This is a genomic window from Mycobacterium sp. AT1 (genome assembly GCF_002043095.1).
In the GTDB taxonomy this organism is placed as follows: Bacteria; Actinomycetota; Actinomycetes; order Mycobacteriales; family Mycobacteriaceae; genus Mycobacterium.
In genome coordinates this window covers 17,073-38,034 of sequence record NZ_MVOC01000065.1, presented here as the reverse complement: position 1 = coordinate 38,034, position 20,962 = coordinate 17,073, and the positions used below count along the sequence as shown (strand labels likewise).

Annotated in this window: 23 protein-coding genes; 7 read left to right on the top strand and 16 right to left on the bottom strand. The window is 66.6% G+C overall.

What is annotated here, in order from left to right; genetic code table 11:
- Window position 1: 1 nt before the first annotated feature.
- From mftD to mftA, 4 genes are read right to left on the bottom strand one after another with little or no spacing between them, the layout of a single operon-like run.
- Window positions 2–1,183, bottom strand: coding sequence for a pre-mycofactocin synthase MftD (mftD, locus tag B1790_RS27700; RefSeq protein WP_079926497.1), 1,182 nt, complete (start codon window positions 1,181–1,183; stop codon window positions 2–4).
- Window positions 1,183–2,367, bottom strand: coding sequence for a mycofactocin radical SAM maturase (mftC, locus tag B1790_RS27695; protein ID WP_079926496.1), 1,185 nt, complete (start codon window positions 2,365–2,367; stop codon window positions 1,183–1,185). The genes mftD and mftC overlap by 1 nt, the downstream gene beginning before the upstream one ends.
- Window positions 2,364–2,672, bottom strand: a complete 309-nt coding sequence (gene mftB / locus B1790_RS27690) for a mycofactocin biosynthesis chaperone MftB (RefSeq protein ID WP_079926495.1) — start codon at window positions 2,670–2,672, stop codon at window positions 2,364–2,366. The genes mftC and mftB overlap by 4 nt, the downstream gene beginning before the upstream one ends.
- 2 nt (window positions 2,673–2,674) lie before the next feature.
- Window positions 2,675–2,770: a mycofactocin precursor MftA gene (gene mftA, locus B1790_RS27685; RefSeq protein WP_056557303.1), complete on the bottom strand. Its 96-nt coding sequence runs from the start codon at window positions 2,768–2,770 to the stop codon at window positions 2,675–2,677.
- A gap of 93 nt (window positions 2,771–2,863) precedes the next feature.
- Between mftA and mftR the strand changes: the two genes are divergently transcribed.
- The 3 genes from mftR (at window position 2,864) to B1790_RS27670 (ending at window position 5,377) form a co-directional block, all read left to right on the top strand.
- The gene (mftR, locus tag B1790_RS27680; protein WP_079926520.1) at window positions 2,864–3,466 is read left to right on the top strand and encodes a mycofactocin system transcriptional regulator; all 603 of its coding nucleotides are present in this window, start codon (window positions 2,864–2,866) and stop codon (window positions 3,464–3,466) included.
- Window positions 3,467–3,572: 106 nt separating this feature from the next.
- Entirely contained in the window at window positions 3,573–4,091 is a 519-nt protein-coding gene (locus B1790_RS27675) for an RNA polymerase sigma factor (RefSeq protein ID WP_079926494.1), read from the top strand.
- Window positions 4,088–5,377, top strand: a complete 1,290-nt coding sequence (locus tag B1790_RS27670) for a VOC family protein (RefSeq protein WP_079926493.1) — start codon at window positions 4,088–4,090, stop codon at window positions 5,375–5,377. Before B1790_RS27675 ends, B1790_RS27670 begins: the two co-directional genes overlap by 4 nt.
- Window positions 5,378–5,435: 58 nt before the next feature.
- On the opposite strand, the gene B1790_RS27665 is transcribed toward B1790_RS27670, so the two are convergent.
- A complete protein-coding gene (locus tag B1790_RS27665; protein WP_198952140.1) occupies window positions 5,436–6,647 on the bottom strand; it encodes an NAD(P)/FAD-dependent oxidoreductase in 1,212 nt (403 codons plus the stop codon).
- Window positions 6,648–6,666: 19 nt separating this feature from the next.
- On the bottom strand, window positions 6,667–7,113 hold the full coding sequence (locus B1790_RS27660; RefSeq protein ID WP_056557311.1) for an Lrp/AsnC family transcriptional regulator: 447 nt from the start codon (window positions 7,111–7,113) through the stop codon (window positions 6,667–6,669).
- A 124-nt stretch (window positions 7,114–7,237) separates the two neighbouring features.
- Here B1790_RS27660 and ddaH point away from each other — a divergent pair, with 124 nt between their 5' ends.
- From ddaH to B1790_RS27640, 4 genes are read left to right on the top strand one after another with little or no spacing between them, the layout of a single operon-like run.
- The gene (ddaH, locus tag B1790_RS27655) at window positions 7,238–8,101 is read left to right on the top strand and encodes a dimethylargininase (protein WP_079926491.1); all 864 of its coding nucleotides are present in this window, start codon (window positions 7,238–7,240) and stop codon (window positions 8,099–8,101) included.
- A 17-nt stretch (window positions 8,102–8,118) separates the two neighbouring features.
- On the top strand, window positions 8,119–9,363 hold the full coding sequence (rocD, locus tag B1790_RS27650) for an ornithine--oxo-acid transaminase (protein WP_198952139.1): 1,245 nt from the start codon (window positions 8,119–8,121) through the stop codon (window positions 9,361–9,363).
- Between the two features lie 19 nt (window positions 9,364–9,382).
- Window positions 9,383–10,888, top strand: a complete 1,506-nt coding sequence (locus B1790_RS27645) for an amino acid permease (RefSeq protein ID WP_079926489.1) — start codon at window positions 9,383–9,385, stop codon at window positions 10,886–10,888.
- The gene (locus tag B1790_RS27640; RefSeq protein ID WP_079926488.1) at window positions 10,885–11,766 is read left to right on the top strand and encodes a universal stress protein; all 882 of its coding nucleotides are present in this window, start codon (window positions 10,885–10,887) and stop codon (window positions 11,764–11,766) included. The genes B1790_RS27645 and B1790_RS27640 overlap by 4 nt, the downstream gene beginning before the upstream one ends.
- On the opposite strand, the gene B1790_RS27635 is transcribed toward B1790_RS27640, so the two are convergent.
- From B1790_RS27635 to B1790_RS34445, 10 genes are all read right to left on the bottom strand, one after another.
- Window positions 11,763–12,608, bottom strand: coding sequence for a mycofactocin-coupled SDR family oxidoreductase (locus tag B1790_RS27635; RefSeq protein ID WP_079926487.1), 846 nt, complete (start codon window positions 12,606–12,608; stop codon window positions 11,763–11,765). The two genes, B1790_RS27640 and B1790_RS27635, sit on opposite strands and share 4 nt — an antisense overlap.
- Window positions 12,609–12,683: 75 nt before the next feature.
- Window positions 12,684–13,550 carry an SHOCT domain-containing protein gene (locus B1790_RS27630; RefSeq protein WP_079926486.1) on the bottom strand — a complete coding sequence of 289 codons (867 nt, stop codon included), beginning with the start codon at window positions 13,548–13,550 and terminating at the stop codon, window positions 12,684–12,686.
- A 39-nt stretch (window positions 13,551–13,589) separates the two neighbouring features.
- Window positions 13,590–14,318, bottom strand: a complete 729-nt coding sequence (locus B1790_RS27625; RefSeq protein WP_233165354.1) for a PP2C family serine/threonine-protein phosphatase — start codon at window positions 14,316–14,318, stop codon at window positions 13,590–13,592.
- A 161-nt stretch (window positions 14,319–14,479) separates the two neighbouring features.
- Window positions 14,480–15,670 carry an elongation factor Tu gene (tuf, locus tag B1790_RS27620; protein WP_056557330.1) on the bottom strand — a complete coding sequence of 397 codons (1,191 nt, stop codon included), beginning with the start codon at window positions 15,668–15,670 and terminating at the stop codon, window positions 14,480–14,482.
- Between the two features lie 96 nt (window positions 15,671–15,766).
- On the bottom strand, window positions 15,767–17,869 hold the full coding sequence (gene fusA / locus B1790_RS27615; protein WP_079926484.1) for an elongation factor G: 2,103 nt from the start codon (window positions 17,867–17,869) through the stop codon (window positions 15,767–15,769).
- A 78-nt stretch (window positions 17,870–17,947) separates the two neighbouring features.
- Complete coding sequence (gene rpsG / locus B1790_RS27610) at window positions 17,948–18,418, bottom strand: 30S ribosomal protein S7 (protein WP_056557334.1); 471 nt, start codon at window positions 18,416–18,418, stop codon at window positions 17,948–17,950.
- Window positions 18,418–18,792: a 30S ribosomal protein S12 gene (gene rpsL, locus B1790_RS27605; RefSeq protein ID WP_056557336.1), complete on the bottom strand. Its 375-nt coding sequence runs from the start codon at window positions 18,790–18,792 to the stop codon at window positions 18,418–18,420. Before rpsL ends, rpsG begins: the two co-directional genes overlap by 1 nt.
- Window positions 18,793–19,167: 375 nt before the next feature.
- Entirely contained in the window at window positions 19,168–19,779 is a 612-nt protein-coding gene (locus tag B1790_RS27600; protein ID WP_079926483.1) for a TetR/AcrR family transcriptional regulator, read from the bottom strand.
- An 85-nt stretch (window positions 19,780–19,864) separates the two neighbouring features.
- Entirely contained in the window at window positions 19,865–20,368 is a 504-nt protein-coding gene (locus tag B1790_RS34450) for a DUF3558 domain-containing protein (RefSeq protein ID WP_369832441.1), read from the bottom strand.
- Window positions 20,365–20,880, bottom strand: a complete 516-nt coding sequence (locus B1790_RS34445; RefSeq protein ID WP_233165347.1) for a DUF3558 domain-containing protein — start codon at window positions 20,878–20,880, stop codon at window positions 20,365–20,367. Before B1790_RS34445 ends, B1790_RS34450 begins: the two co-directional genes overlap by 4 nt.
- Window positions 20,881–20,962: the final 82 nt, after the last annotated feature.

Sequence of the window (20,962 nt, the reverse complement as noted above, 5' to 3'; positions counted from 1 at the left end):
GTCAGTCACTCATTCCGAGGTCGCGCCGGAACCCGCTCGGGATGATCAGATCGGCCGGGCTGAGGTCGTGCACCGACGAGTGGCCAAGACCCAGCAGAGCCGAATCGATGCCACCCCGCATGATGTCGAGGACGTTCTCCACGCCGGTCTGACCGCCTGCCGCAAGACCCCATAGGTAGGCCCGGCCAAGCATCACGGCACGCGCCCCGAGCGCCAGCGCCTTGACGACGTCGCTGCCCCGCCGGATTCCGCCGTCCAGCACCACCTCGACCTCGCCGCCGACCGCGTCGACGATCGCAGGCAGGGCGCGGATCGGTGCTGGCGTCCCGTCGAGATTGTTGCCGCCGTGGTTGGACACCGAGATGGCTGTGACTCCGGAATCGACTGCACGCCTTGCATCGTCGCCCCGCATCACGCCCTTGAGCATGAACGGCCCGCCCCACTGCTCCCGGAGCCACGCGATGTCGTCCCACGTCGGCAGGGGGGTGCCCATCCACTCGCCGTAGGCCCCGAAGAAGGTCGGGGCGGGTCCGCCGTCCTGGGACAGGTTCGGCGCGGTCAGGTCGGGCACCCGTCCGGTCTTGGCGAAGTCGAGTAACCATCGTGGGCGGGCGATCCCCTCCGGCGCGAACCGGATCATGGCCCGCAGGTCCATCCGCTCAGGGATGGACGGGCTGCCCCAGTCGCGCCCGTTCGAGAACGACCAGTCCGAGGTGACGATCAGACCCACCGCGCCCGCGGCGCGGGCCCGCTCCATGCGCGCCACCAGCTTGTCCCGGCTGCCCGTCCAGTACATCTGGAAGAAGGTTTGCGGGTTGGCGGCGGCGACGTCCTCGACCGGCTTGCTCGCGAACGACGACAAACTCATGACGGTGCCGCGCGCGGCCGCTGCCCTGGCGACGGCCACCTCCCCGTCGGGATGGACGGCCTGCACGCCGGTCGGCGAGATGAACACCGGAAGCGAGATCGCCTGCCCCATCACCGTCGTCGAGGTGTCGCGCTTGGCCGAGAGGCCGGCGACGTGCGGCGCGAAGCCCAGTTCGGCGAACGCCGCGGTGTTGTCGTCGGCGGAGACACCGCGTTCGGACCCCGCGACCAGCGCGCTGTAGACGCTCTTGGGCAGGCGTTTGGCCGCGCGCCGTTGCGCCTCGGCCACCGTCTCGAACCAACCGGTCTTGGCCATCATCGAACTCCTCGGGTCGTCAACGGGTTCTCGTCGCACACCCGTTGGGGTTGACGGGCGATCACGGTCAGCGGTATCGCCCGGGAATGGTCGACCGCCGACTTGGGGACCTTGCGGTCGGCCGCCAGCGCCGTCTCGCCGTAGCCCTTGACGCACTCTGGATCCGGACCGTCCAGCGGCAGACCGGTGAAGAACTTGGCGGCCATGCAGCCTCCGCGGCAGGTGTCGAAGAACGAGCACTTCGCGCACGCGCCACCGGTGGTTGGCGAGCGCAGTTCCTCGAACAGGTCGGAATCACGCCAAACGGTGCGGAATCCGCCGTCGCGCAGGATGTTTCCCGCGAGGAAGGAATCGTGGATGGCGAACGGACAGGCGTAGACGTCACCAACGGGATCGATCAGGCACACCACGCGTCCGGCGCCGCACAGGTTCAATCCCGGCAGCGCCTCCCCGTAGGCCGACAGGTGAAAGAAGGAATCACCAGTGAGGACGCCGTCACCGCGGGCCACCAACCAGTCGTAGAGCTCGCGCTGTTGGACTGCGGTCGGGTGCAGTTCGTCCCAGACGTCGGCGCCTCGGCCCGACGGACGCAGTCGGGTGATGCGCAGCGTGGCGCGGTAGCTGTCGGCCAACGCCTTGAACTCGTCGAGCTGGCCGACGTTGTGCCGGGTCATCACCACCGAGATCTTCGCGTCGCGAAATCCGGCCTCCGACAAGTTCTCCAGCGCGCGGATCGCCATGGCGAAGGACCCGGGTCCACGCACCGCGTCGTTGACCTCGGCCGTGGCGCCGTCCAGGGAGATCTGAACGTCGACGTAGTCACTGGCCGCCAGCTTGGCCGCGACGGCCTTGTCGATGCGGACGCCGTTGGTGGAGAACTTCACGCCGACGTGGTGCTCGGTGGCGTAGTCGACCAGCTCCCAGAAGTCCGACCGCACCGTCGGTTCGCCGCCGCCGATGTTGACGTAGAAGACCTGCATGCGTTCGAGCTCGTCGATGACGTTCTTGCACTGCTGCGTGCTCAGCTCGCGCGGGTCGCGCTTGCCGGAGGACGACAAGCAATGCACGCAGGACAGATTGCACGCGTAGGTCAGTTCCCAGGTCAGGCAGATCGGAGCGTCCAGCCCGTGCTCGAACTGCTCGACCAACTTCGGAACCGGCGCGGCGGAAAGAGTCGTGCTCATGTGTTCTCCTCGCGGACCAGCATCTTGGATGTGACCAGCACGCCGAGGGCGTGCAGGTAGGGCGCCAGCCCGGCGTCGTCGATCCCCGCAGCGCGGCAGGCCGACCTGGCATCGGGGTGAGCGTCGAGCGACTTGACCACCTCGACGATCTTGGTGTTCTTCAGGAACGAAAGCTTGCGCGTGCCAAAGTGATACAGCAGCGCGCCGAACGGCTCGGGCCGCACCGCCACCTGGGGGTGCAGCCGCCAGCGGACGTCGGGATCGAACACCGGTACGTCCGCCGGCGCCTCCGAAGAAGCGGCCACCGTCAGTAGACGCCGCACATGCCGTCGATCGAGACCTCTTCGACGAGGCTCTCGGTGACGAGCTCGGATTCGGCCTCGGTCTGCTGAGTCGGCTCCATGGTTTCGCCCTTTCGATGGGTGGGGGTCTCGACAAATGTGATCGAGATCGCAAGAATATGGCATCGAGTGCCGAAACGGAAGGGCGGATCTCGATGAGTCGTCAACCCGCGGCCCGTGTGGGCAGACGCCGGTCCACCACCGGCGACCACATCACCAACGTCGCACTCGAATTGTTCGCCAGTCGCGGCTTCGACGACGTCAGCGTCGACGACGTCGCCCGCGCCGCTGGAATCGCCCGCCGCACCCTCTTCCGCTATTACCCGTCGAAGAACGCCATTCCGTGGGGTGACTTCGACGCGCACCTCGACCACATGCGCGCATTGCTCGGCGACGTCCCCACCGACGCACCGATCACCGCCGCGTTGCGCTCGGCCCTGTTGGCGTTCAACAGCTTCGACGAAGCCGAGACCGCCCATCACCGCCAGCGCATGCGCGTCATCCTCGAGACCGACGCCCTTCAGGCCCACTCGATGACGATGTACGCGGGCTGGCGGGCCGTCGTCGCGGACTTCGTCGCCGAGCGGCTCGGACTCGATCCTGGCGACCTCATCCCCCAGACCACGGCGTGGTCGATGCTCGGAGTCGCGCTCTCGGCCTACGGACACTGGCTCGCCGACGAGTCGGTGTCGCTGCCATGGTCACTCGGCGAGGCGTTCGACACCGTAAGCGCCGGCCTCGCCGCACTCGACCCCTAGCCCCCCTCGCGATTTGTGTGCGATTGGGAGCGCTCACCGCTCCTGAGGCTCCACGAATCGCGAGAATGGGCGTCGGAGTTCGGGCCGCAACGGCGACGATGAGGGTGTGAGAGCCGAATCGCACTCCCAAGACGCGCCCCGGGCGCTGCTTGCGCTGTACGACGAGGCCCTGCCCGCCGTCTACGGGTACTTCATTCGCCGCTGCGGTGACCGCGGCGCCGCCGAGGACCTGACGTCGGAGACCTTTCTCGCGGCGATGGACGCCGCGAGACGCGACTCGCCACCGCCCATGACGGTCGCGTGGCTGATCGGCGTCGCGCGCCACAAGCTCGCCGACTACTACCGGCGGCGGCACGATCGGTTCACCGTTCCGGTGGCCGACCTGCCCGAGCCCGTCGATCCGGCCGACGACTGGGACGCCGAACTGGACCGCATCGTGGCCGAGAGCGTGCTGGCCAGGCTTCCCGAACACCATCGGGTGGTGCTGACCCTGCGCTATCTGGACGACCGGTCGGTGCCCGAGTGCGCCGAGCTGATCGGCCGGACGGTGCACGCCACGGAAGCGCTGCTGGTGCGGGCCCGCCGAGCGTTCAGAACCCACTACCCGGAAGGAGGAATGCCGTGAACGGTGAGCGCAACAACCACGATCCGTTGAGCGTGCTGCGCGGCGACGACCTTCCGGTGGCGCCCGATCCGTCGTTCGCGGCACGACTGCGGGCGCGTCTGGAATCGGCGCTGGCCCTGCCCAATCGAACCGAAGGAGTCACCATGAGCGGCACCGATACCGCCATCGCCGAGTTGAACGCGACCGCCGTCGCCCCAGCTGCGCCCCGGTCCGCGGCACTTCCCTACCTCGCCGTCGCAGGCGCCACGGAGGCGATCACGTGGTATGCCGACGCGTTCGGCGCCGTCCTGGTGGGCGATCCGATCGTGATGGACGACGGCCGCGTCGGCCACGCCGAGCTGTCGATCGCCGGTGGCACGTTGTACCTGGCCGACGAGTTCCCCGAGCTTGGCCTCAAAGCGCCTGCCCCGCAAGCTGTCTCGGTGAGTCTGATGCTGCACGTCGCCGACACCGACGCTGCGCTGGAGCGGGCGCGCGAACACGGTGCCGACGTCGTGCGCGAGGTCTACGAAGGCCACGGTTCCCGCAGTGCCACCGTCGTCGACCCGTTCGGCCATCGGTGGATGTTGAGCGGGCCGGTCGCGGGAGCGGTCAGCCCAATCCGTCACGGTGACATCGGCTACGTGTCGGTGTGGACCAACGATCCGGAGCGGTCGGCAGCGTTCTACGGCCAGGTGCTTGGCTGGCGGTGCGACCCCACGTCGCGCCGCGTGACCAACACCGATCAGCCCATCGGCATCGTCGCCATGCCCGGCTCGCCGACGTTGTTCTGCTGCTACGCGGTGACCGACGTGGCGGCGGCGCGGCAGGCGATCCTCGACGAGGGCGGACAGGCCGGGGAGATCTCGCAAACCCCGCACGGCCCGACCGTCGACGCCGTCGACCCGGCCGGCACGGCGTTCGCGGTGTATCAACCCACCGGCAGCGACCCTCGACCCGCACTGAATGGCACTGGGCCGGGAGAACTCTCGTACGTCACCTTCATGGTCACCGACTCGGCTACCTTCCGTCGGTTCTACGGACGAGTGCTGGGCTGGACATTCGAACCGGGCCGCATCGACGACGGTTGGGAGCCCAGGTCGGTGCACCCAATGGCGGGCGTCGCAGGCGGGAACGCCGAGCCGGTGACCGTGCCGATGTGGACCGTCGCCGACATCGAATCCGCGGTGCAGCGGGTTCGAGAGGTGGGCGGCACCGTGATCGAGGAGCCGTCGGCGCAGTCCTACGGCAGCTCGGCGCTGTGCGCCGACGACCAGGGCGTGCGCTTCTACCTCGGCCAGCACTAGCTCTTTGCGATTTCGGGGTGATCAGCGGCGGTGACCGCCGCTGATCACGCCGAAATCGCTAGAGGACGTCGGCGATCGGGGCGCCAGCGGCGATCTTGGCGCGGGCCTTCATCACCTTGCCCGGCATGCCGCCACCCACCACGCCGACGACCGCACCGTCCCGCTCGTAGTAGGCGAGGAACTTGCGGCCGTCGTCGGCGACGAGGTGCACGACGTCGTCGGCCTCCGGCTCGCCGAGGCACTGGATCTTGACGTCGTACTGGTCGCTCCAGAAGTAGGGCACCGTCACCGCCGAGGCGGCGTCGACGCCGAGCATCGCGGGCACGATGACCCGGGCTTGTTCGGCGACGTTGCTCCAATGCTCAACGCGCACTTGATCACCCAGCGCATCACGCCAGGAGGCGACGTCGCCGATGGCCCACACCTTCGGTGCGCTAGTGCGGCCGGCGACGTCGCAGACCACGCCGTTGTCGACCGCGACGCCACTACCCTCGAGCCAATCCGTCGACGGCCGTGACCCGACGCCGACCACGACGATGTCGGCGTCCAGCTCGGCGCCGTCCGACAGCACGACCTTCTCGACGTGGCCGGTGCCCTTGATCTCGGTGACGCCGACGCCGCAGCGCACGTCCACTCCCTCGGCCCGGTGCAGCCGTGCGACCAGCTGGCCGATCTGCTCGCCGAGCACCGAGGCCAACGGCGTGGGCTGTGGTTCGACGAGCACGACGGCGACGCCGAGCGAGCGCAGGCTCGCGGCGACCTCGCATCCGATGAACCCGGCTCCGATGACGACGGCGTTGCGCGCCGTGCCTGCGTGATCGCGCAGCGCCAAGCTTTCGCCGAGAGTCCGCAGCACGCGGATGCCCTCGAGGTCGGGGAAGGACGGAATCCTCTTGGGCACCAATCCCGTTGCGATCACCAGTTCGTCGTAGGACACCACCTCGCCGTTGGCGAGGGTCACCGTCTGCGCGTCGGTGTCCAGGCTCGTCGCGGCAGATCCGAGCCGGACGGTGATGTCCTTCTCGTCGTAGAACGCGGCGGGCTTGAGCGTGACGTCGTCGGTCTCGGCCCGCAGCACTTCCTTCGACAGCGGTGGCCGGTCGTAGGGCAGGTGGTCCTCGTCGCTGATCAGCGTGATGGGGCCGGTGTACTCGGCGCGGCGCAGTTGCTCGGCAGTGCGCGACGCGGCCAGTCCCCCACCGACGATGACGATGCCGCCAGTTGTAGTCACGGGGCTTTTCTTACACGATGGGGCCGGTCCGCAGTGCATCACCCATGGCGGACGACGGTCAGACGGGCGCCCGCTCGATGATGTTGGACAGCACGACGATGCTTTCGCTGCGCTCGATGTCGGCGCTGGCCCTGATGCGTTCGAGCGCTTCCTCGAGGTGACGCATGTCCCGTGCGAGCACGTGCAGGATGGCGTCGGCGGTGCCCGTCACCGTGGCAGCGCTCACCACTTCGGGGATGCCGATCCACGCCTTGCGAAGCTCCGCGGGCGCGATCGTGCCGTGGCAGAACACCTGCACGTAAGCCTCGGTGTTCCAACCGATTGCGTTGCGGTCGACGACGGTGGTGAAGCTGCGGATCACCCCGTCGTCGAGCATCCTGTCGACGCGTCGTTTCACCGCGGGCGCGGACAGATTGACCCGCTGCCCGATCTCGGCGAAGGTGGCGCGCGCATGGTCGGCCAACTCGGCGAGAATGCGTTCATCGGTCTGGTCCAGACGGTCCACGGTGCCCCATTTCCGATCGTGAACAACAGATCGTCACAATTCTAGCTTTCACACAACGAAGTGCGCACCATTACGCAATGAGTGGCGATTGATTGCGTACAGGCCGCCCCATATCGTTTGTTTCATGACGATTGCAGACTTCGCCGGTGGTCCGGCGGCCGACATCGCCGCCGCGACACCTCGAGCCCGTACCCCGAGCCTCCGCCGATACGCCATGACGGCGCCGACGTTCTTCACCGTCGAGTACGCCATCAACCCGTGGATGGACACCTCCACCCCCGTCGACGCCGCGCTGGCGGTTCGGCAGTGGGAGCATCTGCTTTCGACCTATCGCACGCTCGGGCACACCGTCGAGATGGTCGAGCCCGTCGCAGGCCTCCCCGACATGGTCTACGCCGCCAACGGCGGACTGGTCGTCGACGGCACGGCGATCGTCGCCAGGTTCGCCTACCCGCAGCGCGCCGGTGAGGCCGTCGCCTACGCCGAGTGGATGAGCAGTCGCGGGTTCGAGCCGCACCACACCCACCACGTCAACGAGGGCCAGGGCGACCTTCTGGTGGTCGGCTCGACGATATTGGCGGGCTACGGTTTTCGCACCGATCGGCGGGCCCACGCCGAGGTGGCCGACCTCACCGGCCTTCCCGTCGTCAGCCTGGAATTGGTCGACCCCCGCTTCTACCACCTCGACACCGCACTGGCGGTGCTCGACGACACCACCATCGCGTACTACCCGCCCGCGTTCAGCGACGACGCCAGGGTGCAGTTGCAGCGACTGTTCCCCGACGCCGTCGAGGTCGGGTCGGCCGACGCCTACGTCCTCGGCCTCAACGTCGTCTCGGACGGCAAGCACGTGGTGTTGCCCGCCAACGCGACCGGCTTCGCCGCCCAGATCGCCGAGCTCGGCTTCGAACCGATCGGCGTCGACCTTTCGGAGTTGTTCAGGGGCGGCGGATCCGTCAAATGCTGCACGCTGGAGGTGTACTCGTGACCATTCTGGAGACCGTCATGACCGAACCCGGAGAACTCAGCCAGGCGGCGATCGCGCTCGACGACCACTACGCGGCGCACAACTACTCGCCGCTGCCCGTCGTCGCCGCGTCCGCCGAGGGCGCCTGGATCATCGACGTCGAAGGCCGCCGCTATCTGGATTGCCTGGCCGCCTATTCGGCGGTCAACTTCGGCCACCGCAACCCCGAGGTGATCGCCACCGCGCACGCCCAGCTCGACACCGTCACCCTGGTCAGCCGGGCCTTCCACTCCGACCGGCTCGGCCCGTTCTGCGCCGCGCTCGCCGACCTGTGCGGCAAGGACATGGTGCTGCCCATGAACAGCGGCGCCGAGGCCGTCGAGAGCGGGATCAAGGTCGCCCGCAAGTGGGGTACCGACGTCAAGGGTGTGGCCACCGACCAATCGAACATCATCGTGGCGCACAACAACTTCCACGGTCGCACCACCACCATCATCAGCTTCTCCGACGACGAGACCGCGCGCCGCGGCTTCGGTCCCTACACACCGGGATTCCGCGCCGTGCCCTTCGGGGACGTCGACGCCATGGCCGCCGCGATCGACGAGAACACCGTCGCCGTGCTGTTGGAGCCCATCCAGGGCGAGGCGGGCATCATCGTGCCCGCCGACGACTACCTGCCGCGGGTGCGTGCCCTGTGCACCGAACGCAACGTCCTGATGATCGCCGACGAGATCCAGGCCGGTCTCGCCCGCACCGGTCGCACGTTCGCGTGCGACCACTGGGGCGTCGTGCCCGACGTCTACCTCCTCGGCAAGGCGCTCGGCGGCGGTGTCGTCGCACTGTCGGCGGTCGTGGCCAACCGCGACGTGCTCGGCGTGCTGCACCCCGGTGAGCACGGCTCGACGTTCGGGGGCAATCCGTTGGCCGCGGCCATCGGCACCACCGTGGTCTCGATGTTGCAGCGCGGCGAATATCAGGCTCGCTCAGCCGAACTCGGCGAGCGCCTGCATGCTCGCCTGCGCGGCCTCGTCGGCCACGGTGTCCTCGCCGTCCGCGGTATGGGCCTGTGGGCGGGCGTCGACGTCGACCCACGAATCGGCACCGGCAAGCACGTCAGCTTGCGCTTGGCCGCGCGCGGTGTTCTCGTAAAGGACACGCACGGTTCCACCCTGAGGTTTGCCCCGCCCATCGTCATCACCGAAGAGGAGATCGACTGGGCCGTCGACCAGTTCGCCGCCGTACTGACCGACGCCCTCGCATCACGAACGACCGCCACCGTTTGAACCCTGCCGAGGAGGCCCCATGGCATCACCTTCACCAACGGTCAGCCTGACCGAACAGATGCTGCGGCGCCGCCCGATCATGGGTGCCCCCGTCGCGCATGGCGCCGCCCAGGAACTCAAACGCACCATCGGCGTGTTCCAGCTGACGATGTTCGGCGTCGGCGCCACCGTCGGCACCGGCATCTTCTTCGTCCTGTCGGAGGCGGTCCCCGAGGCGGGACCCGCGGTGCTCCTGTCCTTCGTGCTGGCCGGTATCGCAGCCGGCCTTGCCGCCATCTGCTACGCCGAGATGGCCTCGGCGGTACCGGTTTCCGGGTCGACGTACTCCTACGCCTACACGACGCTCGGTGAATTCGTCGCGATGGGCGTGGCGGCCTGCCTGCTGCTTGAGTACGGGGTGTCGACCGCCGCGGTCGCCGTCGGCTGGAGTCAGTATCTGAACAAGCTGCTGCAGAACCTCTTCGGCGTCAGCCTGCCGCACGCGATCACGGCGGCACCGTGGGACGACGACCCCGGGATCGTCAACCTGCCCGCCATCGTGCTCGTCGTGATGTGCATGCTGCTGCTCATCAGAGGCGCCTCGGAGTCGGCGAGAGCCAACACCATCATGGTTCTCATCAAGCTCGGCGTGCTGGCGATGTTCTCCGTCATCGCGTTCACCGGCTTCACCACCAACCACTTCGCAGACTTCGCCCCGATGGGCGGCGCCGCCGTCGGCCTCGCGGCAGGCACCATCTTCTTCTCCTACATCGGCCTCGACGCCGTGTCGACCGCTGGTGACGAAGTCAAGGATCCGCAGAAGACCATGCCTCGCGCCATCATCGCCGCGCTACTGATCGTCACCAGCATCTATCTGCTGGTGACGTTCGCGGCGCTGGGCGCACAGGACTGGACGGGGTTCGAGGGCCAGGAGGCCGGACTGGCGCAGATCCTCGACGACGTCACCGGGCTGAGCTTCTGGAGCACCGTCCTCGCCGCGGGTGCGGTCATCTCGATCTTCTCGGTCACCCTCGTCACGATGTACGGCCAGACGCGCATCCTGTTCGCGATGGGCCGCGACGGGCTGCTGCCGTCGATGTTCGCCAAGGTCAACCCAAAGAGCATGACGCCGGTCAACAACACCATCGTCGTGGCGATCGTGGTGTCGATCCTGGCCGGCTTCATCCCCTTGGACAAGCTCGCCGACATGGTGTCGATCGGCACCCTGACCGCGTTCATCGTGGTGTCCCTCGGCGTGATCATCCTGCGCCGCCGTGAGCCCGATCTGCCGCGCGGCTTCAAGGTGCCGCTGTACCCGGTGACGCCGATCCTTTCGATCCTGGCGTGCGGGTACATCCTGTACAGCCTGCATTGGTACACGTGGATCGCGTTCAGTGCCTGGGTGATCGTCGTCTGGGCGTACTACCTGCTGTGGGGTCGGCACCACAGCGCACTCAACGACGGTGGGGACGGCGTCATCGCGACGGCGGCACCCGGGGTGGACGACGTGGACATCGTGGGGCCGAGGGACAAGGACGTTCCATGACTGTCGTCGTCGGTTACCTCGCCGGAAAGGCCGGAACGTCCGCACTCAACCTCGGCGTGGAGGCGGCCAGGACGCTCAAGACGTCACTGTCGGTCGTCACCGTGGTGCCCAAGCCGTGGACCACGCCGTCGCCCGCGCGCATCGACGCCGAGTACGCGCAGTACGCCGACAAGCTGGCCGCCGACTCGGCGACTCAGGCCAGACAGTGCGTCGCCTCGCTCGACGACACGCTCGAGGTCAGCTTCCACAAGTATGCGCACCGGTCGGCGCCCGGCGGACTGCTGCAGGCGGTCGCGGACCTGAAAGCCGAAGCGCTGGTGCTGGGTTCGGCGTCGGACGGCAGCCTCGGGCAGGTCGTGGTCGGGTCGACGGCAGACCGGTTGCTGCACTCGTCGCCGGTGCCGTTGGCGATCTGCCCGCGCGGCTACCGCGGCTCCAAGTCGCACCGGTTGACCCGGATCACCGCGGCGTACCCGGGCACCGCCGACTCGTTGCACGTCGTCGAGCGCTGCGCCGCCCTTGCCAAGCAGCTTCAGATTCCGTTGCGCGTCATCACCTTTGCGGTACGGGGTCGCACGATGTATCCGCCGGAGGTGGGGCTGGACGCCGAGACGTCCATCCTGCAGTCCTGGGCGTTGGCGTCGCGAGAGGCGTTGGCGGCGTTGAAGACCAACGGCATCGTCGGCGACGACGTCCAACTTCAGGTCGCCACGGGCAACGGCTGGGATCAGGCGTTGGACGCACCGGACTGGGACGACGGCGACCTACTCGCCATCGGCACGTCGCCGCAGGGTCCGATCGCGCGGGTGTTCCTGGGGTCCAAGGGCACGAAGATCGTGCGCCACAGCCCGGTTCCGGTGCTGGTCCTGCCGAACTAGTACTTCATGGTTCCTCGGTCGACCGCGATCTGCGATCCGGAGATCGTCGCGGACGCGTCACTCGCCAACCAGGTCACCACGTCCGAAACCTCTTCGGCCGTCATGAATTCCTGAAGCCCCTTCTTCCCCTCGTGGTTGACGGGGTGGAACGGCATCGGCGAGAAGCTGTGGATGTAGGTCGGGTACTTGCCGAAGATCTCCATCATGGCGTCGGGCTCCACCATCGGGGTGTCGATGGAGTACGGGTGGATCGAGTTCACCCGGATGCCGTACTCCCCCACCTCGAGTGCCAGGGAGTTGGTGATGGCGACGAGGCCGTGCTTGGAGGCCGCGTAGTGACTGTTGCCCGGGGTGGCCTTCAGTCCGGCCGACGAGCTGACGACGATGATCGACCCGCCGTTGCCCGCCTCGATCATCGCGGGCACGGTCGCGCGCAGGGTGCGCCACGTGCCGTTGAGGTTGACGTCGATGACGCTGTCCCACTGCTCTTCCGACATCTCGAACATCCGGCCCCAGCTGAGCACGCCTGCGTTGGCCACCACGACGTCGAGCCTGCCGAACTGTTCGATCGTGTCGGCGACCAGCTGCTGCTGAGCGGCGAGGTCGCGGATGTCGACCTCACGGGCCAGCACCTTGCGGCCGGTCGCCTCGACGGCGCTTGCGGTCTCCGCCAGCTCCTCGGAGGTGGCGGCCGGATAGGTGATCGTGTCGGAGACGGGTCCGCACACGTCGACCGCGACGATGTCGGCACCCTCGCTGGCCAGTCGGACGGCGTGGGCGCGGCCCTGCCCCCGCGCCGCTCCGGTCACGAATGCGACGCGTCCCTCGAGTGTTGCAGCCATCAACCGCCCTTTCGTCGACCATTTCCGGTGCCACGAGCAGGCTAGCAGCCAAACTGGAACGTGTTCTAGAAGCGGTCAGAGTTCGGAGATGATCTGCTGCCGCTTGGTGGTGTACTCGGAGTCGGAGATGGTGCCCATGGCACGCAAGGTCTCCAGTTCCTGCAGACGCTGTGCGGTCGACGGCCCGGCGGGAGCGGGCATGGGCGGCGGAACGTACGGGGCCGCGGGGTCGACGGTCGGTGCCGCCATGTGCGCGGCCGGGGGAACCCGTTGCGCGGCCGCCCTCCTCACCACGTTCATCACCTGTTGGCGGACCGCCGGGTTGGAGCGGATGTCGATGGTGCCGTCCATCGCCACCCCGTTGGCCTTGAGGATCTGCATGATCTCCATCAACGGCCCGGCCTGCCCGGACAGGTCGTAGGTCCGGTCGCCGTCCTCGGCAAGGGTGAACTGGGCTGGCATCATGCCGCCCACCAAAGCGCTTCGGTTCCAGTCGATTTGGTACTGATTGGTGGCGGGGTCCACGAGCACCACCAACTTCCGGCCGGTGATCAGCGGCAGCCGCGTCACCGAGGCGATCACCCTGTCCTGGACGTCGAACGGGCTCAGGCCGGGCGCTTCGACGTGCAGCCCAATCGTCACCACCGGTTGGTCGTTGATCCGGGTACCGGTCTCGCCGATGGCCGTCACCTGCGCGAGGGCCAAAACGCCGTTGGCCTCCAGCATTTGGGTCTTCGCGGCGGACTTGGCGCCGTAGTTGGCCAGCGCGATGGCGACGAGCACGTCTACCGCGGTGATCAGCAGACCGGTCCAGAACATCCACCGCATGGAGTCGGCGAACATGCCCTGGCCGACCGTGAAGTACACCCCGAGGAAGATCGGGCCGACGACTCCGCCGCACAGCAGCACCATCAGCTGTGCCTTCACGTATCGACCCAACATTGCCACGCTCCTTAACAGCTGGCCGTTTTGCAGGTCAGACTAGCCCTCGGACGACAATTCCGGAATCTCCACGATGAGGAAGGAGAAGTTGTCGTGAGCGCCGTTGCGACGGGTGGTTTCGATGATCGTGGCGGCGACGTCGTCGAGGTCGGGTTGCTTGACGGCCTCCCGCAGTTCCTCGGGTGACATCACCCCGCTGACACCGTCGGAGCACAGCAGGTACGTACCTGCCTCGAGCGGACGCACCTCGAGGTGTGGTTGCACCGGCGGGAACTGACCGAGGGACTGCGTGATGATGTTGGTCGGCCGGCCGTTGGTGTCGAACACCGAGTCGTCGATCGAGATCTGGGCCAGGACGCCGTCGGTGATCGAGAAGACCGGGCTGTCCCCGACGTTGAAGATCACCAGGCCCTCGTCGAGCAGGCACAGCCCGGCCACCGTCGTACCCAGCCCCTGCAGGTCGGCGTCGACGCCGACGGCGCGCACCTGCTCGCTGGTCTCGACGAGGGTGTCGGCAATGTTGGCCGGGGTACGCCAGTCCACCGATCGTTCGGAGATGACGGTCAGGGCCACCCGACTGGCGAGATCGCCACCGGCGTGGCCGCCCATGCCGTCGGCCACGGCGCACGTGAACGGCGCGGCGGGCGCGAAATCCATTGTGACGAGCGACCCTTCGCGCGTCTGACTGAGCCACCCGGCAACCAGGATGGCGTCTTCGTTGCGCTTGCGCACCAGACCAAGATCGGTGAACGCACGCACGTTGATCACGGACAACCCGCACCACCCTTTTCGTTTGACCAGCTCAGCACGCTCATCGTGCCAGATCGTGGCGCAATCGCAGCGCATGCCACGACTTCCATGCGCCGTGTGCGAATACGAAAGCGGCGCCCACCCTTTCGGGTGAGCGCCGCTTTGCGACTAAATTCAGATCACTTGATGATCTTGGTAACGCGTCCCGCGCCGACGGTCTTGCCGCCCTCGCGGATCGCGAAACGCAGACCCTCGTCCATGGCGACCGGCTGGATCAGCTTCACGCCGATGTCGACGTTGTCGCCGGGCATGACGATGTCGGTGCCCTCGGGGAGGGTGACGACGCCGGTCACGTCCGTGGTGCGGAAGTAGAACTGCGGACGGTAGTTCGACAGGAACGGCTTGTGACGGCCGCCTTCTTCCTTGGACAGGATGTAGACGCTGCCCTCGAACTCGGTGTGCGGCGTGGTGGTGCCGGGCTTGACCACGACCTGGCCACGCTCGACGTCTTCACGCTTGACACCACGGACCAGCAGGCCGACGTTGTCGCCCGCCATGCCCTGGTCCAGCAGCTTGCGGAACATCTCGACGCCGGTGACGGTGGTCTTGGTGACCGTCGGCTTGATGCCGACGATCTCGACCTCTTCGTTGACGTTGATCACGCCACGCTCGACGCGACCGGTCACGACGGTGCCACGACCGGTGATCGTGAAGACGTCCTCGACGGGCATGAGGAACGGCTTCTCGGTCTCACGAACCGGGTCCGGGATGGACTCGTCGACGGCTTCCATGAGCTTCTCGACGGACTCGACCCACTTCGGGTCGCCTTCGAGCGCCTTGAGAGCCGAGACCTGGATGACCGGGGCTTCCTCGTCGAAGTCCTGGGCGGCCAGCAGTTCGCGGACCTCCATCTCGACGAGCTCGAGGAGCTCCTCGTCTTCGACCATGTCGGCCTTGTTCAGCGCGACCAGGATGTAGGGCACGCCGACCTGACGAGCGAGCAGCACGTGCTCCTTCGTCTGGGGCATGGGGCCGTCGGTCGCGGCGACCACGAGGATCGCTCCGTCCATCTGGGCGGCACCGGTGATCATGTTCTTGATGTAGTCAGCGTGACCGGGGGCATCGACGTGGGCGTAGTGACGCTTCTCCGTCTGGTACTCAACATGCGAGATGTTGATGGTGATGCCGCGCTCACGCTCTTCGGGTGCATTGTCGATCTGATCGAATGCACGCGATTCGTTCAACGTCGGGTACTTGTCGTGCAGAACCTTGGTGATTGCTGCCGTCAACGTGGTCTTGCCGTGGTCAACGTGACCGATGGTCCCGATGTTGACGTGCGGCTTCGTCCGCTCGAACTTCGCCTTCGCCACTTCTGTGTCCTCCTGGACTTCGATGATGCTTGTTTAAAGGTAGGTCTGTTTTCAGTTGTGTGGTCCGCCGCGAGGCTACCGGTTGTTACCAGATGGCTACTGGCCGGTGGCCTTCGCGATGATCTCCTTCGACACGTTCGCCGGAACTTCGGCGTAGGAGTCGAACACCATGGAGTAGTTCGCCCGGCCCTGAGTCTTCGACCGGAGGTCTCCGACGTAACCGAACATTTCGGACAGCGGCACCGTCGCCCGCACTACGCGGGCACCGCTGCGCTCCTCCATGGCTTGAATCTGACCACGGCGGGAGTTCAAGTCGCCAATCACTTCACCCATGTAATCCTCTGGGGTGGTGACCTCGACGGCCATGACGGGCTCGAGAATGGTCGGCTGCGCTTGCGCCGCAGCCTTCTTGAGCACCTGGGATCCGGCAATCTTGAACGCCATTTCCGAGGAGTCCACGTCGTGGTAGGCACCGTCGAGCAGGATCAGCTTGACGTTCACCAGCGGGTAGCCGGCGAGCACGCCGTACTGCATTGCGTCCTGCGCACCGGCATCCACCGATGGGATGTACTCGCGCGGGATGCGTCCGCCGCTGACCTTGTTCTCGAACTCGTAGGTCGCGCCGTCTTCGCCGGTGAACGGCTCGATGCTGACGAGAACCTTCGCGAACTGGCCGGAGCCACCGGTCTGCTTCTTGTGCGTGAACTCGACCTTGTCGACGGCGCGCTTGATGGTCTCCTTGTAGGCGACCTGCGGCTTGCCGACGTTGGCCTCGACCTTGAACTCACGACGCATGCGGTCGACGAGGATGTCGAGGTGGAGCTCGCCCATGCCACCGATGATGGTCTGGCCGGTCTCGTGGTCCTGGTTGACCTTGAACGTCGGGTCTTCCTCGGCCAGCTTCTGGATGGCCAGGGACAGCTTTTCCTGGTCGCTCTTGGTCTTGGGCTCGATGGCGACCTGGATGACTGGATCCGGGAACGTCATCGACTCGAGGACGACCTGGTGCTGCGGGTCGGACAAGGTATCACCGGTGGTGGTGTCCTTGAGGCCGATCACGGCGTAGATGTGGCCGGCAGCGGCCGTCTCGACCGGGTTCTCCTTGTTGGAGTGCATCTGGAAGAGCTTGCCCAGACGCTCCTTCTTGCCCTTGGTCGCGTTGATGACCTGGGCGCCGGAGTCGACCTTGCCGGAGTACACCCGGACGTAGGTGAGCTTGCCGAAGAACGGGTGCGTCGCAACCTTGAACGCCAGCGCCGAGAACGGCTCGCTGGTGGACGGCTTGCGGGTGACCAGTTCCTCTTCCTTGCCGGGAATGTGGCCGGTCACGGACTCGACGTCCAGGGGCGACGGCAGGTAGTCGATGACGGCGTCGAGCATGGGCTGCACGCCCTTGTTCTTGAACGCACTGCCACACAGCACCGGGTAGATCTCGGAGTTGACGACCATCTTGCGGATCGCGCCCTTGATCTCGGCGACCGTGAGGTCTTCGCCACCGAAGTACTTGTCGAGCAGCGCTTCGTCGGTCTCGGCGACCGTCTCGAGCAGCTTGGTGCGGTATTCCGCAGCCTGCTCCTTGAGCTCTTCGGGGATCTCGATGGTCTCGTAGGTCTCACCGAGCTTGGTCTCGCCACGCCACACCTTGGCGTTCATCTCGACCAGGTCGACGATGCCCTCGAAGCCACCCTCGGAACCGATGGGGAGCTGGATCGGCAGCGCGCGGGCGCCGAGGCGCTCCTCGATGGTGCGGACGGTGAAGTAGAAGTCCGCGCCGATCTTGTCCATCTTGTTGACGAAGCAGATGCGCGGCACGTCGTACTTGTCGGCCTGACGCCAAACCTGCTCGGACTGCGGCTCCACACCCTCTTTGCCGTCGAAGACGGCGACGGCGCCGTCGAGAACGCGGAGCGAACGCTCCACCTCGACGGTGAAGTCGACGTGCCCGGGGGTGTCGATGATGTTGATCTGGTTGCCGTCCCAGAAGCAGGTGGTAGCGGCCGAGGTAATGGTGATACCCCGCTCCTGCTCCTGCTCCATCCAGTCCATCGTGGCGGCACCGTCGTGCACCTCACCGATCTTGTAGCTGATACCGGTGTAGTAGAGGATGCGCTCGGTCGTCGTCGTCTTACCGGCATCGATGTGCGCCATGATGCCGATATTGCGGACCTTGGTGAGGTCGGTGAGCACGTCCTGTGCCACGGCGTCTTCCCACTCTTTCTTGCTTGTTGGTTGTTGATGTTCGACCGACGAAGGGCTAGCGCCCGCCGCCGGTGGCGATCACCAGCGGTAGTGCGCGAATGCCCGGTTTGCTTCGGCCATCTTGTGGGTGTCCTCGCGTCGCTTGACGGCGGCACCCAGGCCATTGCTCGCGTCGAGCAATTCGTTGGCCAGACGTTCGACCATGGTCTTCTCGCGGCGCTGCTTGGAGAAGCTCACCAGCCAGCGCAGGGCCAGCGTGGTGGACCGCTCGGGGCGGACCTCGACGGGCACCTGGTAGGTGGCGCCACCAACGCGACGGCTGCGGACCTCGAGGGCCGGCTTCACGTTGTCGAGTGCGCGCTTGAGGGTGACGACCGGGTCGGTGCCGGTCTTGTCACGAGCCTGTTCGAGCGCTCCATAAACAATGCGTTCTGCGAGGGATTTCTTCCCGTCCAGCAGAACCTTGTTGACGAGCTGCGTGACCAGCTGCGAACCGTAGACCGGATCGTTGACCAGCGGCCGCTTGGGTGCGGGCCCCTTGCGCGGCATTAGCTCTTCTCCTTCTTGGCGCCGTAGCGGCTCCGTGCCTGCTTGCGGCTCTTGACACCCTGCGTGTCGAGCGAACCGCGAATGATCTTGTAGCGCACACCGGGAAGGTCCTTCACACGGCCTCCACGAACCAGCACCATCGAGTGCTCCTGAAGGTTGTGGCCTTCGCCCGGGATGTAGGCGGTGACCTCAACCCCGGTGGTCAGCTTGACGCGCGCGACCTTTCGAAGTGCCGAGTTCGGCTTCTTCGGGGTGGTCGTGTAGACGCGGGTGCAAACGCCGCGGCGCTGCGGGCTGCCCTTGAGGGCCGCGGTCTTGACCTTGGCGATCTTGTCCCGGCGACCCTTGCGGACCAGCTGGTTGATGGTTGGCATGTACCGGCTTCCTGTGTTGCTTCGTGTAACTGCTCTGCTGTTTCTAGGTCATTCTCAAGACTGTGTACTGCGGTTACGCCCTGCCGTGCTACCCCGCGGCCGGGTGTGTCGCACACGCTCGCGCACCGAATTCTCGTCGTTGCGTCGTGGACATGCGAATTTGCCCGGCGTGCAGGCTCGCTTGCAGGCGTCACAGCCCCAAGCGCCCTAACGGCCAGGCACGATCGACCACGATACCTGTTCGCGAGGGCTTGGGTCAAAGCGCGCCAACCCTGCCGCTCACCTGGGCCGTTCGGGACGATTCTAGAGCCTCATCGCTGCCGTCTGCTCTTCGCGCAAGCGCTCATCGCCGCTGTCTGCTCTTCGCGCAAGCGCTCATCGCCTCTCCATGCCGACCGCCAGCCTCAGCACCATGTCCGTGAAGACGGCGTCGGTGTCGATCGCGTCCATCACTCCCGTCATCTCCAGGAGGACGAACCCGTGAAGCGCCGACCAGAACTCCAGCGCCGCGAAGAAGCCGTCCTCCCCCTCGAGTCCAAAGGAGGCCAGCACGGCGATCACCGGCTCCGCCGCGGCACGGGTCGCCGCGGTGTACTCCGGGTCGTCACCACCCAAGGGCATCCTGGTGAACGCCGAGTACCGGCCGGGATGGTGGTGGGCATAGCTGCGGTAGGCGCTGGCCATCGCGACCACGGCGTCGTCCCTGGTGCGCCCGTCCCCCACGGTGTTGAGCATCCCGATGATGTCTTCGATGACGCGCATCCGGACGGTCCGGCGCAGGTCCTCGAGACTGTCGACGTGGTTGTACAGCGACGGGCCCTTGGTGCCGAGTTGCATGGCCAGGGCGTTGATGGTGAGCGCATCCCAGCCTTCGCGGTCCAGGAACGTCAGCGCCGCGTTCACGATGGCGTTCCGGCTGAGCTTGGTGGTCCGGCCCGGCGAGCGCGTCCTGCCCGTGCCGGATGTCGACTCCGACCGAGCTGTCATGGGGTTGCGTCCTTCGGATCGACGGATAGACATCGCGCGTCCTGCAATCCAGGACTGCTGACTGTAACCCGCCTGCCGTGGCGAGTCAGTTCACTCTGTCCTGGCTGAGCTGGGCGAGTGTCCCGGTGATCGAGCACAGATCGGGCAGCTTGCCGGGGTTGACGGTTTGCACCGACCAGGTGATGACGTCACCGCCCTTGGCGACGTAGACGCTGCAGGCGTTGCCGTCGCTGGCCTGGAAACCCTTGTTGCCGTTGACCTCGAGTTCGGTGATGGTGCGGCCCGTGTCGCGTTCGAGCGATCGCTCGGCGTCGAGGTCGCTGCCGCGGTACCACCACGTCGAGAGGCCCATCCCGAGTTCGACGTCGCCGATCGCGGTGTTCTCCTGCCAGAAGCAGCCTGCGTCGTTGACCACCACCCTGGTGAACAGGGTTCCGCCGACGGCCCTGGTCACGTCGGCGTCGGCGACGCCGTTGCACTCGGCGCTTCGGAACGTCTGGCCGGAACCCGGTGAGGGCGCGGACGTCGTCGGCGACCCGCAGGCCACGACCGAGCAACCGGTGGCCAGCAACAGCAGGATCCTGGTCACGAGTCGGCCGACAGGGTGGCCGTCAGCAACGTCTCGGCGTCTGCGCAGGCATCGCCGGCGCTCTGCCGAAACTGCACCCACCACGTCAGCACTCCCGACCCGGCGGCCGCGGTGGCAGAACACGCGTTGGGGGTGTCGGGGCGCTGGGCCAGGAACGCCGGGTGCCGCACCACCGTCTTCTCCGTCAGACGTGCGTTGCGACCGACGGCGACCTCGCGCTCGCGGTCGATGCTGCCCTTGTCGAACCAGGTGAAGACGACGTCGACGACCCCCGAGTCGGTCGAGAGGACGTATTGGCACACGGCACCGCTGAAGGGCTTGACCATGCTGCTGGCACCCAGCAGTTCCTCGAGCGAATCGTCCTGCAGCAGTCCGCATCGATCGTCGACGTATCCATAGCTGCGGTCCGGGTCCGGCACGGTGGGGCTGGCCCGTTCGGCGACGCCGCCGACGGTGTGCGTGCACGCCGTCACGGCCGTCATGGCGATGATCGCCGTGACGCTCCGTGCCATCCGCCCACGCATAGTGAGCACACGCTACCCAGCGACAACGACCGAAGTGCTGCCGCGGGCGGCACTCGGCGACGTAGAGTCG